This is a genomic window from Ferrovibrio sp., from assembly GCF_046297595.1.
Lineage (GTDB): Bacteria > Pseudomonadota > Alphaproteobacteria > Ferrovibrionales > Ferrovibrionaceae > Ferrovibrio.
On the sequence record NZ_JBKBHT010000001.1, the window covers coordinates 278,741 to 291,620 of the forward strand.

General features: G+C 63.0%; 16 protein-coding genes. 7 read left to right on the forward strand and 9 right to left on the reverse strand.

Annotated features, from left to right (window positions below):
- Window positions 1-117: 117 nt before the first annotated feature.
- Genes ACK4FJ_RS01470 through ACK4FJ_RS01485 form a run of 4 tightly spaced genes read right to left on the reverse strand, consistent with a single transcriptional unit; the run spans window position 118 to window position 3,094 of the window.
- Window positions 118-1,032 (reverse strand): MotE family protein, encoded by a 915-nt coding sequence (locus ACK4FJ_RS01470; RefSeq protein ID WP_409762940.1) that lies wholly within the window; start codon window positions 1,030-1,032, stop codon window positions 118-120.
- On the reverse strand, window positions 1,029-1,562 hold the full coding sequence (locus ACK4FJ_RS01475; RefSeq protein WP_409762943.1) for a DUF6468 domain-containing protein: 534 nt from the start codon (window positions 1,560-1,562) through the stop codon (window positions 1,029-1,031). The genes ACK4FJ_RS01470 and ACK4FJ_RS01475 overlap by 4 nt, the downstream gene beginning before the upstream one ends.
- Window positions 1,559-2,584 carry a flagellar motor switch protein FliM gene (gene fliM, locus ACK4FJ_RS01480; protein WP_409762946.1) on the reverse strand — a complete coding sequence of 342 codons (1,026 nt, stop codon included), beginning with the start codon at window positions 2,582-2,584 and terminating at the stop codon, window positions 1,559-1,561. The genes ACK4FJ_RS01475 and fliM overlap by 4 nt, the downstream gene beginning before the upstream one ends.
- Window positions 2,585-2,599: 15 nt before the next feature.
- Window positions 2,600-3,094: a flagellar basal body-associated FliL family protein gene (locus ACK4FJ_RS01485; protein ID WP_409762949.1), complete on the reverse strand. Its 495-nt coding sequence runs from the start codon at window positions 3,092-3,094 to the stop codon at window positions 2,600-2,602.
- 234 nt (window positions 3,095-3,328) lie between these two features.
- On the opposite strand from ACK4FJ_RS01485, the gene flgF reads away from it, so the two are divergent.
- From flgF to flgH, 4 genes are read left to right on the forward strand one after another with little or no spacing between them, the layout of a single operon-like run.
- Window positions 3,329-4,054: a flagellar basal-body rod protein FlgF gene (gene flgF, locus ACK4FJ_RS01490; protein WP_409762952.1), complete on the forward strand. Its 726-nt coding sequence runs from the start codon at window positions 3,329-3,331 to the stop codon at window positions 4,052-4,054.
- A gap of 25 nt (window positions 4,055-4,079) precedes the next feature.
- Window positions 4,080-4,865: a flagellar basal-body rod protein FlgG gene (flgG, locus tag ACK4FJ_RS01495; RefSeq protein WP_409762955.1), complete on the forward strand. Its 786-nt coding sequence runs from the start codon at window positions 4,080-4,082 to the stop codon at window positions 4,863-4,865.
- Between the two features lie 29 nt (window positions 4,866-4,894).
- Complete coding sequence (gene flgA / locus ACK4FJ_RS01500) at window positions 4,895-5,668, forward strand: flagellar basal body P-ring formation chaperone FlgA (protein ID WP_409762958.1); 774 nt, start codon at window positions 4,895-4,897, stop codon at window positions 5,666-5,668.
- Window positions 5,669-5,696: 28 nt separating this feature from the next.
- Window positions 5,697-6,473: a flagellar basal body L-ring protein FlgH gene (gene flgH, locus ACK4FJ_RS01505; RefSeq protein ID WP_409762961.1), complete on the forward strand. Its 777-nt coding sequence runs from the start codon at window positions 5,697-5,699 to the stop codon at window positions 6,471-6,473.
- Window positions 6,474-6,622: 149 nt separating this feature from the next.
- On the opposite strand, the gene dksA is transcribed toward flgH, so the two are convergent.
- Both dksA and ACK4FJ_RS01515 read right to left on the reverse strand, forming a co-directional pair.
- Complete coding sequence (gene dksA / locus ACK4FJ_RS01510; protein ID WP_409762964.1) at window positions 6,623-7,042, reverse strand: RNA polymerase-binding protein DksA; 420 nt, start codon at window positions 7,040-7,042, stop codon at window positions 6,623-6,625.
- A gap of 158 nt (window positions 7,043-7,200) precedes the next feature.
- Window positions 7,201-7,632, reverse strand: a complete 432-nt coding sequence (locus ACK4FJ_RS01515; RefSeq protein WP_409762967.1) for a flagellar assembly protein FliX — start codon at window positions 7,630-7,632, stop codon at window positions 7,201-7,203.
- Window positions 7,633-7,826: 194 nt separating this feature from the next.
- On the opposite strand from ACK4FJ_RS01515, the gene ACK4FJ_RS01520 reads away from it, so the two are divergent.
- From ACK4FJ_RS01520 to ACK4FJ_RS01530, 3 genes are read left to right on the forward strand one after another with little or no spacing between them, the layout of a single operon-like run.
- Complete coding sequence (locus tag ACK4FJ_RS01520) at window positions 7,827-9,161, forward strand: flagellar basal body P-ring protein FlgI (protein ID WP_409762970.1); 1,335 nt, start codon at window positions 7,827-7,829, stop codon at window positions 9,159-9,161.
- Window positions 9,161-9,490: a rod-binding protein gene (locus tag ACK4FJ_RS01525; RefSeq protein WP_409762973.1), complete on the forward strand. Its 330-nt coding sequence runs from the start codon at window positions 9,161-9,163 to the stop codon at window positions 9,488-9,490. The genes ACK4FJ_RS01520 and ACK4FJ_RS01525 overlap by 1 nt, the downstream gene beginning before the upstream one ends.
- Entirely contained in the window at window positions 9,487-10,041 is a 555-nt protein-coding gene (locus ACK4FJ_RS01530) for a hypothetical protein (RefSeq protein WP_409762976.1), read from the forward strand. The genes ACK4FJ_RS01525 and ACK4FJ_RS01530 overlap by 4 nt, the downstream gene beginning before the upstream one ends.
- A gap of 82 nt (window positions 10,042-10,123) precedes the next feature.
- On the opposite strand, the gene ACK4FJ_RS01535 is transcribed toward ACK4FJ_RS01530, so the two are convergent.
- Genes ACK4FJ_RS01535 through ACK4FJ_RS01545 form a run of 3 tightly spaced genes read right to left on the reverse strand, consistent with a single transcriptional unit; the run spans window position 10,124 to window position 12,878 of the window.
- Window positions 10,124-10,321, reverse strand: a complete 198-nt coding sequence (locus tag ACK4FJ_RS01535; protein WP_409762979.1) for a hypothetical protein — start codon at window positions 10,319-10,321, stop codon at window positions 10,124-10,126.
- The gene (gene ccoS, locus ACK4FJ_RS01540) at window positions 10,318-10,488 is read right to left on the reverse strand and encodes a cbb3-type cytochrome oxidase assembly protein CcoS (protein WP_409762982.1); all 171 of its coding nucleotides are present in this window, start codon (window positions 10,486-10,488) and stop codon (window positions 10,318-10,320) included. The genes ACK4FJ_RS01535 and ccoS overlap by 4 nt, the downstream gene beginning before the upstream one ends.
- On the reverse strand, window positions 10,485-12,878 hold the full coding sequence (locus ACK4FJ_RS01545) for a heavy metal translocating P-type ATPase (protein ID WP_409762985.1): 2,394 nt from the start codon (window positions 12,876-12,878) through the stop codon (window positions 10,485-10,487). The genes ccoS and ACK4FJ_RS01545 overlap by 4 nt, the downstream gene beginning before the upstream one ends.
- Between the last annotated feature and the right edge of the window lie 2 nt (window positions 12,879-12,880).

The window sequence follows — 12,880 nt, forward strand, 5'->3', positions numbered from 1 at the left end:
CCCCTTACTGGGATCGCGCTTGAATTCAGTGGCGTAATTCTATCACGGCGGCCGGATACGGCAAGGCAGGGTTTTCCCTGTCAAGTCAATGGATTAACCCATAATTAACCGTGATTTTCAGCCACCTGTTCCTGCTGGACGGGATGGTGCAGCCGGCGCCGCACCGGGTGCGGTGGCTGCCGCCGGGGCCGTGGGGGCCGGCTGAATCTGAGTTTCCGCGCCGGCGCGCAGGCTGGGCGGAATCTGTTTCCGGGTGGCGAGCCGTACGGTGATGTCCTGCGCCGTAGCCGGGCTCATGTCGGCCAGCACCGCTGCCAGCTTGGCCTCCTTCATCCGCTCGACCACGCCAAGCAGAACATTGGCATCAAGCTTCTCAAAGATGCGAGCGGCATCTTTGGGCTTCATGTTTTCATAAACCTTCACCAGTCCCTGCAGGTTCTGCTCTTCCTGCTTGTCGTATTGCTGGACAATCTGCTTGATGCTGCCTTCCAGCTTCTTGAGTTCGGCGATGCGCTCATCGATGCGCTTCTCGGCTGCTGCCAGCAGGCTTTCACGCAGATCGATCTCGCGGGCTCGCTGCTCAAGCTGGTCGCGGCGCTGCGCCAGATTGGCCAGCAGTTCAATCTCAGCACGCGTGAAAGTCGTCGGGTCGCGGTCGGCAAGTGACTGCACCGTAGAAGATGGCGCCGCAGTCGGGGCCGCGGGAGTGGCGGGCATCGCGGATGCTGCAGGTGCCGGCGATTGGGGCTGCGCCGGAGCTTGGGCCGGAACTTGGGCCGGAGCTTGGGCCGTCTGGGCCGCGGCAGGTGGAGGCGTCAATTGCGTCGGCTGGCCGGCACGCTGGGCCGTGCCCTGCTGCTGCGCGCCAGCGGGCGTGACAAACAGTTCCGCCCTGCCCTGCCACAACGAGCCGATCTTCAGGCCCAGCAGCAGCGCCACGGCCAGAATGGTGAGCGGCAGGATGCGCACACGCGAGGCGAGGCGGGATTTCCCGCTCTGCGTCGTTGCCGCCTGTTGCCGTATCGCCGTCACCGTGCCTGCCTCAGGGCCATGAGCAATTCTCGCTCGGCCTCGGAGCGGGGCTCAATCCTGAAATCCCGATTGCCGGAAGACGTGGCGGCCGCCCGCTTGGCCGGGAATGGAGTCACCGGCTGAGGCCGTTCGGCGGCTGGGCGTTCCTGGCCTCGGTCTTGCGGGCGCTCCTGGCCGCGCGGGACAGCCGCATCCTGCCGGGCCGCCCGGTTGCCGCTGGCTTCACCAGCCAAGCGATCCGCCAGTCGATCGGCTGTCTCGATCATGAAACCAAGCTCGTCGCGCAGAATTTTGGCCTGCTTCATCCGCTCCTCATGCGCGGCATCGGCGCCGGCGGAAGCGGTCTTCAGTTCCGTCATGCCCTGCCGGGCTTTGGTCAGAGCCTTGTCGAATTCGCCGATCAGCCGGCGCATTTCATCCTGGTTGGCCCGTAGGTTGCCCAGGCGCCGGTTCAGCACCAGCGATATGGTAAAGGTGATGACAAGTAGAACCGCAACGACGATTTCGACAATCAGGGTTACCGTCATCATGCACCTCCCAGACTCTTCAGAGTCCGATCGATCTTGACCGCGATATTGTTGCCCATGCGGCCCATGCGACCTTCCACCATGGGAATGCCGCCACAGCGCATCATGATCACGGATTCAGGGGTGGCGTTGAACATGATGGTCTTGCCGACCTCGAGATTCATCACCTGGCCAAGCGTCATCACCTGCTCGTCAAGGACTGCCTCGATTTCAACATCGGTCGACCATAGTTCGGTGGCAAGGTGGTTTTCCCAGATCGAGTCACGGCCGAACTTTTCGCCCATGAACATCTGGAGCAGCAGCTCGCGCACCGGCTCCAGGGTCGCATAGGGCAGCATCAACTCAAGACGGCCGCCGCGATCCTCCATGTCGACGCGCAGGCGGGCAAGGATTGCCGCGTTGGCCGGACGGGCGATGGTAGCGAAACGTGGGTTGGTCTCGATGCGGTCGTACGAGAAATTGACCGGCGCCAGCGGCTCGAAGGCGGCGCGCATATCGTCGAGCACCACGTTGACCATGCGCTCGACCAGATTGCGTTCGATCGTGGTATAGGGACGGCCCTCGATACGCATCGCCGCCGTGCCGCGGCGACCGCCCAGCAGCACGTCGACGATGGAATAGATCAGCGAGCTGTCGACCGTGAGCAAGCCGTAGTTATCCCATTCCACCGCGCGGAACACGCTGAGGATGGCGGGTAGCGGGATCGAGTTCAGGTAATCGCCGAAGCGGATCGAGGTGATGTTGTCGAGCGAGACCTCGACGTTGTCGGAAGTGAAATTGCGCAGAGATGTGGTCATCAGACGCACGAGGCGGTCGAATACCACCTCCAGCATCGGCAGACGTTCATAGGAAACCAGCGCGCTGTTGATGATCGCGCGTATGCCGGCCTTATCCGCATCCTCTTCGACGCTGGCGTCGAAGCCAAGCAGGCTGTCGATTTCATCCTGATTCAGGATGCGCGTGGAACCGCCGGCATCATCGTCGCCGGCCCAGGCAGCGCCGCCGTCTTCCGGGTTATCCACCATGACCGCCTCGTTTCGTCACTGGATCAACATCTCCTTGAACAGGACATCATTGATCTTGATCGGTGCCACCGCCTGGTTTACGCGGATCAGCAATTCTTCCTTCAACCGGTACAGGCCGGCCGACCCCACCAGATCATCCGGCCGCAATTCGCGCAGATAGATCTGGAAGTTGTCGGTGACGCGCGGCAACAGTTCGTTCAGCTTTGGCGTGGCCAGCGGGTCGTTGTGTTCCAGCGCCACCTTCAGCTTGAGATAGGACGCCTGCCGGCCGGTGGAATTGAGGTTTACCAGAATATCCGGCAGATCGTAGAAAACCGTCACTTTAGGCAACTCGGGCTTTACTTCTGCCTCTTCGCTCTGGCCGGCGAACAGGAAGAAATAGGCTGCGCCACCACCGCCCAACACAAGCAGCAGCACGACAGCGGCGGCGATGATGACTATCGCCCGCTTGCCCTTCTTCTTCTTGCCTTCGAGCTCTTCGCCCTCTTGGCCTTCGGTCTCGTCACTCATGCAGGCGAATCCCTGACCTCTGCCGGTCCACTCTAGGCTGCCATTGGTAAGCCCCCACAGTTAACACTTTGTCACCGCCCGGCAGAAATTGCCGGGTCAACCGGAAGGCACCCCGGCCAAAACGCCCCTTTCGGGCAAATTAACCAATTTTTTTATTGATTTTCCGGGTAAAATTTAACTGGCACAAGCCCTGCAGAGTAAGGCCCAGCAACGGCTAACCGCGAGTTTGGTGCCATGGAAAACGCAACCTATATCGGCCTGTCCCGCCTCTCGAGCATGCGGCGCGAGATGGATGTGCTGGCCAACAACCTGGCGAACATGAATTCGAACGCCTACAAGGGCGAGCGTGTGCTGTTCGAGGAATACCTTAAAGGTCCGAACGACGCAAAAAAAGTCAGCTTCGTCAATGACTTCGCCATACTGCGTGATAATCGCATCGGCAATCTGGAGCAGACCGGCAACACCTACGACGTGGCCATCACCGGCAGCGGCTACCTCACCATCGATACCCCGCAGGGTCGCCGCTTCACCCGCGACGGTCACCTTCGACTGGATAACGACCGCCGCCTCGTCACCGCAGGCGGCCACCCCGTGCTCGACAGCCGCGGCCGCGACATCGTGATACCGCAGGATGCCCAGGAAATTCCGACTATCGCCGCCGACGGCACCATTTCGGTAGGCCAGCAGCAGGTCGCGAAGATCGACCTGGTCACCTTCGAGAACGAGCAGGAACTGCGCAAGACGTCGCAGGGCCTTTATGCCACCACCCAGGAGCCGCAGGTGGCCCCCGCCAGCAGCACGCTGGCGCAGGGCATGCTGGAGGCTTCCAACGTTGAACCGATCGTCGAGATGACGGCGATGATGGAATTGCTGCGGCAGTATCAGGGCACACAGAGCCTGATGGATGCCGAGCATGAGCGTATGCGCACCGCAATCCAGCGGCTTGGGCGCACCGCGTAAGAATTAGAGAGCAGGAGAACCGACCATGCGTTCGCTCAGCACCGGTGCCACCGGCATGATGGCCCAGCAGCTCAATGTCGAGGTGATCTCGAACAATATCGCCAACATGAGCACGACGGCGTTTAAGCGCCAGCGTGCGGAATTCCAGGACCTGCTGTACCAGAATATGCGCCGCCCCGGCGCCTCGTCTTCCGATGCCAACACCATCGTGCCGTCGGGCATCCAGATCGGCGTGGGCGTGCGTACGGCCGGCGTCTACCGCATCCACGAACAGGGCAACCTGACCCTCACCGGCAATACCTACGATCTCGCGATCAGCGGCAAGGGCTACTTCCAGGTGACCCTGCCCTCGGGCGAAACCGCCTATACCCGCGCGGGTTCGTTCCAGATCAATGCTCAGGGCCAGATGGTCACGGTCGACGGCTACCTGCTCAATCCGGCCATCACCGTCCCGCAGGGAACCCTGTCGGTGAGCATCGATGCCACCGGCATCGTCGAGGCCCGCATTGCCGGCCAGGTCAACGCGCAGCAGCTCGGTCAGATCCAGCTCGCCACCTTCATCAACGAAGCGGGTCTGGAAGCGACTGGCGACAACCTGTTCCTGGAGACCGCGGCATCCGGTCAGCCCACTGTAGGCAATCCGAATGCCGTTGGTTTCGGCACCCTGCGCCAGGGTTATGTCGAGACCTCGAACGTGAACCCGGTGCAGGAAATCACCAATCTGATCACCGCGCAGCGCGCCTATGAAATGAATTCGAAGACCATCACGGCTTCGGACGAAATGCTGCAGGCGGCGACCCGTCTGCGCTGATGACCTGACACGCCCAACGGAGATCCGCCATGGCCCCGCTTCGCACCATCCTCCTCGCCGGTCTCGCCACCGCCGCCCTCACCCTGCCAGTTGCGGTTATGCATCCGGCTGCGGCGCAAACCCAGATCGCCTCGATGGGCGGTGGTGCAGGCCGGATTATCGGCGAACGCGAGGTGGCCCGCCGGATCGCCGAACTGGTACAGCAGCGAAACGGCGGCCAGCCTGTGGAAATCCATTTCCACGGCATGGACAACATCATCGAAGTGCCAGCCGCCGGTCAGGCTGTGCTGCAGGTAGAAAGCTTTTCCTTCGACTCGCGCAGCGGCCGTTTCCTCGCATCCCTGACCACGCCGGGCCGCAGCGAGGGCGTTCGGTTCACCGGCCGCGCCCAGGCCGTGGAATCCCTGCCCGTGCTGAAGAACCGCGTGGCGGCCGGCGAAACCATCACAAAGTCCGATATCGAATGGGTGAAGGTTCCTGCGGGCCGCTATGGCGGCGGCTACATCGACCGGGTAGAAGACCTGATCGGCCAGACCCCGCGTCGGCCGCTCGCCGCCGGCCGACCGCTGCGCAGCGCCGATATCGGCAAGCCGGAAGTCATCACCAAGAATGGCTTGGTCACCATGGTGGCCCAGGCCCCAGGCCTCACCATCACCACCACCGGCCGCGCCATCGAGGCCGGCAGCCTGGGTGATGTGATCCAGGTGATGAACCTGCAGAGCAAAAAGACCGTGCAGGCGACCGTGATCGGCATGAACCAGGTTCAGGTCATCACCGCTCCCAGCATCGTCGTCACCAACTGAAGATCGCCGAGCAAAGAGGATAATCGCCATGCTCCGCCTGACCTCCACCCCCTTCACCGGCCTGCTACGCCTCGTCGCTGTCGCCGGGCTTGCTGTCACCATGGGTGCCTGCGCCAATATCGGCCGCTTGGCCGATGTCGGCGGTGCACCGCCGTTGAGCAAGATCGGCAATCCGTCGGAAGCGCGTGACTATCGTGCCGTCAGCCTGCCGATGCCGGCGCCGGAAGTGACGCCGCGCCATGCCAATTCGCTGTGGCGGCCGGGTGCGCGGCAGTTCTTCAAGGATCCGCGCGCCACCAAGGTGGGCGACATCCTGACCGTCAATATCAACATCCAGGAACGCGCCCAGATTCAGAACAACTCCTCGACCTCGCGCAACAACAAAGAATCCGCCGGCCTGCCAAACTTCCTCGGCCTCGAAGCCGCGGGCGGCGCGATCGAACGCATCTTCAATGGTGCCGACGTGGACAACCTAGTGGGTATGAACTCGACATCGGGCGTCCAGGGCCAGGGCCAGATCAATCGTCAGGAGCAGATCACGCTCAGCGTCGCGGCTCTGGTTACCCAGATCCTGCCGAACGGCAACATGGTGGTACAGGGTCGCCAGGAAATACGCGTGAACAACGAAATCCGCGAATTGCTGATCAAGGGCATCGTCCGGCCGGAAGACATCACGGCGACCAATACGATCGTGCACACCCAGATGGCCGAAGCCCGCATCTCGTATGGCGGTCGCGGTCAGCTGACCGACGTGCAGCAGGGTCGCTGGGGTCAGCAGATCTTCGACATCATCTCCCCGTTCTAAACGGAGGTGCATGCCCCGCCCGCGACGTGGGCGCGCCAGAAAGTGCGTCAGGATCACAGGAGGCGATCCGCGGCAAAATGCCAGGGGCGTAAAACGCAAAAGGCCGGTCAGAAGACCGGCCTTTTCGTCATTTAGTAGACAGCTATGTCCTATATGTCGTCGCGATGGGTGCGCTCACGGCGTTCGTGACGCTCCTGGGCCTCGATCGACAAGGTAGCAATCGGACGGGCTTCGAGGCGTTTAAGCGAGATCGGTTCTCCGGTTTCCTCGCAATAGCCATATGACCCATCCTCGATCCGCTTCAGCGCCGCATCGATCTTGGAGATCAACTTGCGCTGGCGATCACGGGTGCGGAGTTCCAAGGCACGATCCGTCTCGGTCGAGGCGCGATCGGCGATATCCGGCTCCTGGGTTGTGTCCTCCTGCAGGTGTTGCAGGGTTTGATTCGATTCCCGCAGAATTTCTTCCTTCCAGGCCAGCAGCTTGCGGCGGAAGTATTCCTTCATGCGCGGGTTCATGAAGGCCTCACTCTCGGTCGGCCGATAATTCGCCTTCAATTGGATACCCATGTACGAGACCCTCCAGGCGCCGCGGCGACTCCGGGACCCCCGGCCGCGGCGCGCGGGAGTATATGAATCGGCCCGGCCCGGAGCAAGGCCAGAGAACCTGTTGGAAGCCTTTGATTTTTTGAAAAAATCGTGAAACGTCCGGTGCCGGAGCACCCGATTCAGAGGCCCAGCTTGGCCAACTCGACTTCGCAGCGAAGCTCGATTTCAGCCACCACTTCGGCCAGTTGCGGGTCCTCAATGGCCATTTTTTCGTTGCGCAGCGCCTGGGCCAGGGCCTGCAACCGGGCCGCCGGCATCCGGCCCTCCAGCAGCCCGTGGCGGATTTCGTCGAGTTTTTCCAACAACGTGGAGCCACGGCGGAAGGCCCGCTGCCGGTTCTGCCGACCACCGCCCTGCTCATCAACCGCCTGGATCGCCAGCATGGCATCCAGGGCGGCCACAGGCGCGGTCTGGGCAACCTGGCCGGTCGGCTTCTCGGCGCCTTTTAGCAGGCTGGCGAAATTGGCGCCGCCAGCGCCGCCGCTGCTGGTCGTACGTTTCGGGGCCCCCGGGGCGATGCCGCCTGGACCTTTGACTTTGTTTATGCTCATGGGATTTGCGATCCGTTACGTGCTGCATGGTGCCTGATAAGACTGACCGGGTAAAGCCGGCATTTTTTGCCGCATCAGCATCCCCGTGGCAATCAAAATCCTTTTATTTCAATAGATTAACCATTGGCATGGCCTTCGCATACTTCATGGCGAGAAACGGCCTTCAGGGCCGCAAGTGTGAAGGAAGATGCGAAATGTCCAGCTTCGCCCATGATCGGTTCCAGACCCTGCTGCGTCGCCTGGCCCAGGCGGCCCTGACCTGTGGCCTGCTGCTGGCCGTACTGACAGGCACGGCCCAGGCCGGCTCCCGCATCAAGGACATCGCCGACTTCGAAGGTATCCGCGACAACATGCTGGTCGGTTATGGCCTGGTGGTCGGCCTGGACGGCACCGGCGACAGCCTGACCAACGCACCCTTCACCCGCCAGAGCCTGCAAGCCATGCTGGAACGCTTCGGCGTCAACATCCGCGATGCCGGCACCTTCCGCACCCAGAATCTTGCCGCCGTGATGGTGACGGCCTCCCTGCCCCCCTTCGCCCGGCATGGCAGCCGCATCGATGTGAACGTATCGACCATGGGCGATGCCAAGAGCCTGCAGGGCGGTACCCTGCTGGTTACACCGCTTCTCGGCGCCGATGGCGAGGTTTACGGCGTGGCCCAGGGCGCCATCGCGATCAGTGGTTTCCGCGCCCAGGGCGCCGCCGCCCAGATCACCCGCGGCGTGCCGACATCCGGCCGCATCGCCAACGGCGCCATCGTGGAGCGCGAGGTCGGATTCGAACTGGCCTCGTTGCCTGTCCTGCGGCTGGCCCTGAAGAATCCGGATCTGACCACCGCACGTCGCATCAGCCAGGCGGTCTCCACGCTGGCCGGCGTGCCGACCGCGCGCGCGCTGGATCCCAGCACGGTGCATATCGACATCCCCGAGCGTTTCCGCCGTGACATCATCGGTTTCATGACCGAGGTCGAGCAGTTGCAGGTGGAAACCGACCAGATGGCGCGCGTGATCATCGACGAGCGTTCCGGCACCATCGTGATGGGCCCGAATGTGCGCATCGACACCGTCGCCATCGCACAGGGTTCGCTCACCGTGCGCATCACCGAAACGCCTCAGGTCTCGCAGCCGAACCCGTTCGCGCCGGGCCCGGTCGGCGTGGCCGGCATCGCCGGCACCTCGCCCACGACCGGCACCGTGCAGGTTCCGCGCATCGGTCCCGACGGCCAGCCCGTGAAGGATGCGTCAGGCAACTTCGTCTTCGACACCATCACCCAGGCCGTGCCCGGCACCGGCACGCCCACCGTACCCGGCCAGATCGGCGGCGGCGCACAGACCGTGGTGGTGCCGCGCACCGAAATCGAGGTCGATGAACAGGCCGACCGCCGCCTGGGCATTCTGCGCCGTGGTGTGTCGCTGCAGGAATTGGTCGATGGCCTGAATGCCCTGGGTGTCGGTCCGCGCGACATGATCACCATCCTGCAGGCGATCAAGGCCGCTGGCGCCCTACAGGCTGAAATCCAGGTGATGTGATGACCGCCCTCGTTTCATCGCCCGCCATCCATTCCTACGCCATCGACCAGGCGCGCAGCGAACGCCTGTCTGCCCAAGCCGGGCAGCGTAAGACCGGCGATGCGGCCAAGACAGCGCAGGATTTCGAGGCCTTCTTCCTCACCCAGTTCTTCGAGTTCATGTCGAAGGACCTGAAGACCGACGGACTGATGGGTGGCGGCCAGGCCGAGGCCACATGGCGTTCATTCCTGAACGACCAGTATGGCCGCGAAATGGCCCGCGGTCGCGGCATCGGCATCGCGGACATGGTCTATGACCAGATGCTGAAAATGCAGGAGGCGCAATCATGAATAAGCAGCAGCCCGCTAACCATCGCATGCAGGGCATGCCCGCCCGTGGGGCGCAGCGCATGGGCATCGAGGCAGCCCCACGCCCGGCCGACAATTGCGGCGTGGGTGCCGTGCCACCCACCGTGACGGAACTTAGCGACCTGGTGATCCAGCTCAAAGACATCATGCAGCAGGAAACGGTGATGCTGGAGCGACACGATTACGCTGACCTGCCCCGCACGACCGAACAGAAGCGCATCATAGCAGGCCTACTGCGCGATAAGCAGAAAGTGCTGAAGCAACATCCGGATGCCCTGCATGGTGCGCCGGAAAAGGACCGGGATAAACTCAAATCCCTTTTGAGCGAGATGCGCGAGATCGGCAAGCGCAACGAGATTGTCGTGCGCACGGCGCGCGATGCCAACAAGATGCTGCTTGATGCCGTGATCCGCGGCGCCACCAAGCAGAGCCAGCTTGGTTCAGGTTATGGCAGTACCGGTGCGATGACCGCGCTGACAGCGAATTACGGTGCGCGCCAGCCAGTGTCGCTGTTCAACAACGAGGTCTGTTGAGCAGGCATTTCCCCCCGCCAGTACCCCCTCGCCCCGCCGGTCATGCCGTGCGGGGCGCTTCTTTTTAATGGCGAGGGCCGGATCAAGCTTCGTCTTCTTCGTGGCTGCGGTTGATCGCCCAGAAATCATAAAACACGGCGAACGCTGCCAGCGCCAGGCCGAAAGCCTGCATGCCGCCATCCCGCGCCCCTGCTGCCAGCACGATGCCCAATAGGCCCAGCACGGTCACCAGCGCGGCAATCACCCAATAGCCCATCACGGTCATGATTTTCTCGTTCATTCCTTGCTCCTTTCACGCAATTCAGCATCGGCATCGTCGAACAGCACACGCCGTCCGGCGCCTTCCAGATCGTCCATCTGGCCGGATTTCAGCGCCCAGAGGAAAGCAAACATGCCCAGCAGGCCCAGGCCCAGCGCAGCCGGGATCAGAAACAGCAGGATCGTCATGCCACCTCCCTGCGCCGGCGCAGATCAAGCCGCAACGCATTCCCTACCACTAGGATAGACGAACTCGACATGGCAATAGCCGCGATCAGCGGCGTGACCATGCCGGCAATCGCCAGCGGTACGGCGAACATATTGTAGATTAAAGCCAGCGCCAGATTCTGCTGGGCCAGGCTGCGGCTGCGGCGCGCCACCGCCAGGAATTCCGGCACCGCGGCGAGTTTCTCGCCCTGGAAGACTGCATCGGCGGCATTCTGCGCGATATCGAGGCCTGACGAGGGCGAGAGCGAAGCATCGGCCTCGGCCAGCGCCACGGCATCGTTCAGCCCATCGCCCACCATCAACACATACCGCCCCTGCTGTTTCAGGGCCGCGATGGCCGCCGCTTTGCCGCGCGGATCGATACCGGCCTTCCAGTCGGGAATGCCAAGCTGATCCGCCACGGCAGACACAGCCGCGGCGTGATCGCCAGACAGGATTGCTAATCGGTAGCCCTTCCGGCGCAAAGCATCGACCACCACAGCGGCATCGCTGCGCAGAGTGTCGCGGAAACGGAACCGGCTCGCCGCATGACCGGGTCGAACCATCCACAATTCCGAATAGCCGTCGGCAGGCAGGACAGTGACTCCGGCAAAGCGGGCATTGCCAAGGCGGATTTCGCCTTCGGCCGTCTGCAGCCGCAGACCCTGCCCGGGCAATTCCTCGACCCCATCGGCCGGGATGGCATCGCTACAGGCTTTCAGCAGAGCCTTGCAGAGCGGATGCCGGCTACGTGTTGCGAGCGTGGCGGCAAGGCGCAGGCTTTCGACGTCCCCAATGTCTTCTTCCAGCACACTCGGCTGGCCAAGTGTTAGCGTACCGGTCTTGTCGAACACGATGGTGTCGATGGGCGCAGCCCGCTCCAGCGCCGTGGCGGATTTGAGCAGGATACCCCGACGCATCAGCCGGCTGCTGGCCACCACCTGTACCACCGGTACGGCAAGTGCCAGTGCACAGGGGCAGGTGATGATCAGCACGGCGGCAGCGATCAGCATGGCGCTGCGCCAGTCGGCATCGCCGATGAAAACCCAGCCCAGGAAACTCAACAAAGCCGTAACGTGCACCACTGGCGCATACCAGCGTGCCACCCGTTCGGCCAGGCGCACGTAACGATCCCGGCCTTGTTCGGCAGCTTCCATCAAGCGGGCGATCTCACCCAGCAAAGTGGCGCTGCCCACGGCGGTCACGCGCAGGGTCAGCGGTGCTTCCAGGTTGATCGCGCCGGCGAAGACATGGGTGCCGGCCTCGGCCGGCTGAGGCAGGGTTTCACCGTTGATCAGACTGGCATCCAGCGCCGAGCGACCTTCGACCACCATTCCATCCACCGGCACCCGTTCGCCGGCGGCAACCAGAACACGGTCGTCCACCGCAACGAGATGGGCGGGGCGCTGCATGATACCGGTTTTGGTCAGCACCGAGACCGGCTTGGCGGTCCAGGCCACCAGTCTTTGCGCGGTGCGGCGGGCGAAGCCGCGCGCCCGCAGATCGAGATAGCGGCCCACCAGCAGGAAGAACAGCAGAGTGACGGCGGCATCGAAATAGGCGTGCGGCCCGGAGCGCAGCATCTCGGCCAAGCTGACGGCCACCGCCAGCATGACACCGATGGTGATCGGCACATCCATATTGGTGCGACCCTGACGCAGAACGGCGAAAGCCGAGCGATAGAAAGGCCGGCCAGCATAAGCGATGGCCGGAATGGCGATCAGGGCGGAAATCGCGTGGAACAGGTCGCGGGTGGCGAAGCCCATTTCGCCGACATGCCCCGACCACACCGACACCGACAACAGCATGATATTGGCGGCGGCGAACCCAGCCACTGCCATGGCCCGCAGCAGATCGCGTTCTTCGGCGCTGCCGATCTTTTCGGCCGCATCGGAGGTGAGTCCCAGGCAGCGGTAGCCCAGACGCGTGACGATGCCGGCCAGATCGTTGACCCGCCCTGCCGCGCCTTTCCAGGTCAGGGTCAGGCGGCGGGTGCTTGCTGATAGCCTTGCCTGCTGCACGCCTGGCTGCGCCCGCAGAGCCTGTTCGATCAGCCACAGGCAGGCGGCGCAATGCATGCCTTCAACCAGGAATTCGACACGGCAGGCGCCATCGTTTCCGCTCTGGACGAATTCCTGCCAATCCGCGGCTTCAGCATCGGCCGGCGTTGGCGCGACCGCGTCGCGCAAGGCGTAATAGCGTTCCAGCCCCAGCCCCTTGATCAGGGCATGGGCACCGGCACAGCCACTGCAGCAGAAAGCCGGCTTGCCATCCTCAACCTTGCCCACAACCGGCGCGCCGCAATGGGCGCATAGCGCCGCGGCATTCGCCTGCGGAAGGGCTGCGTCGGACGACAATGCCACCAGCGCCATTG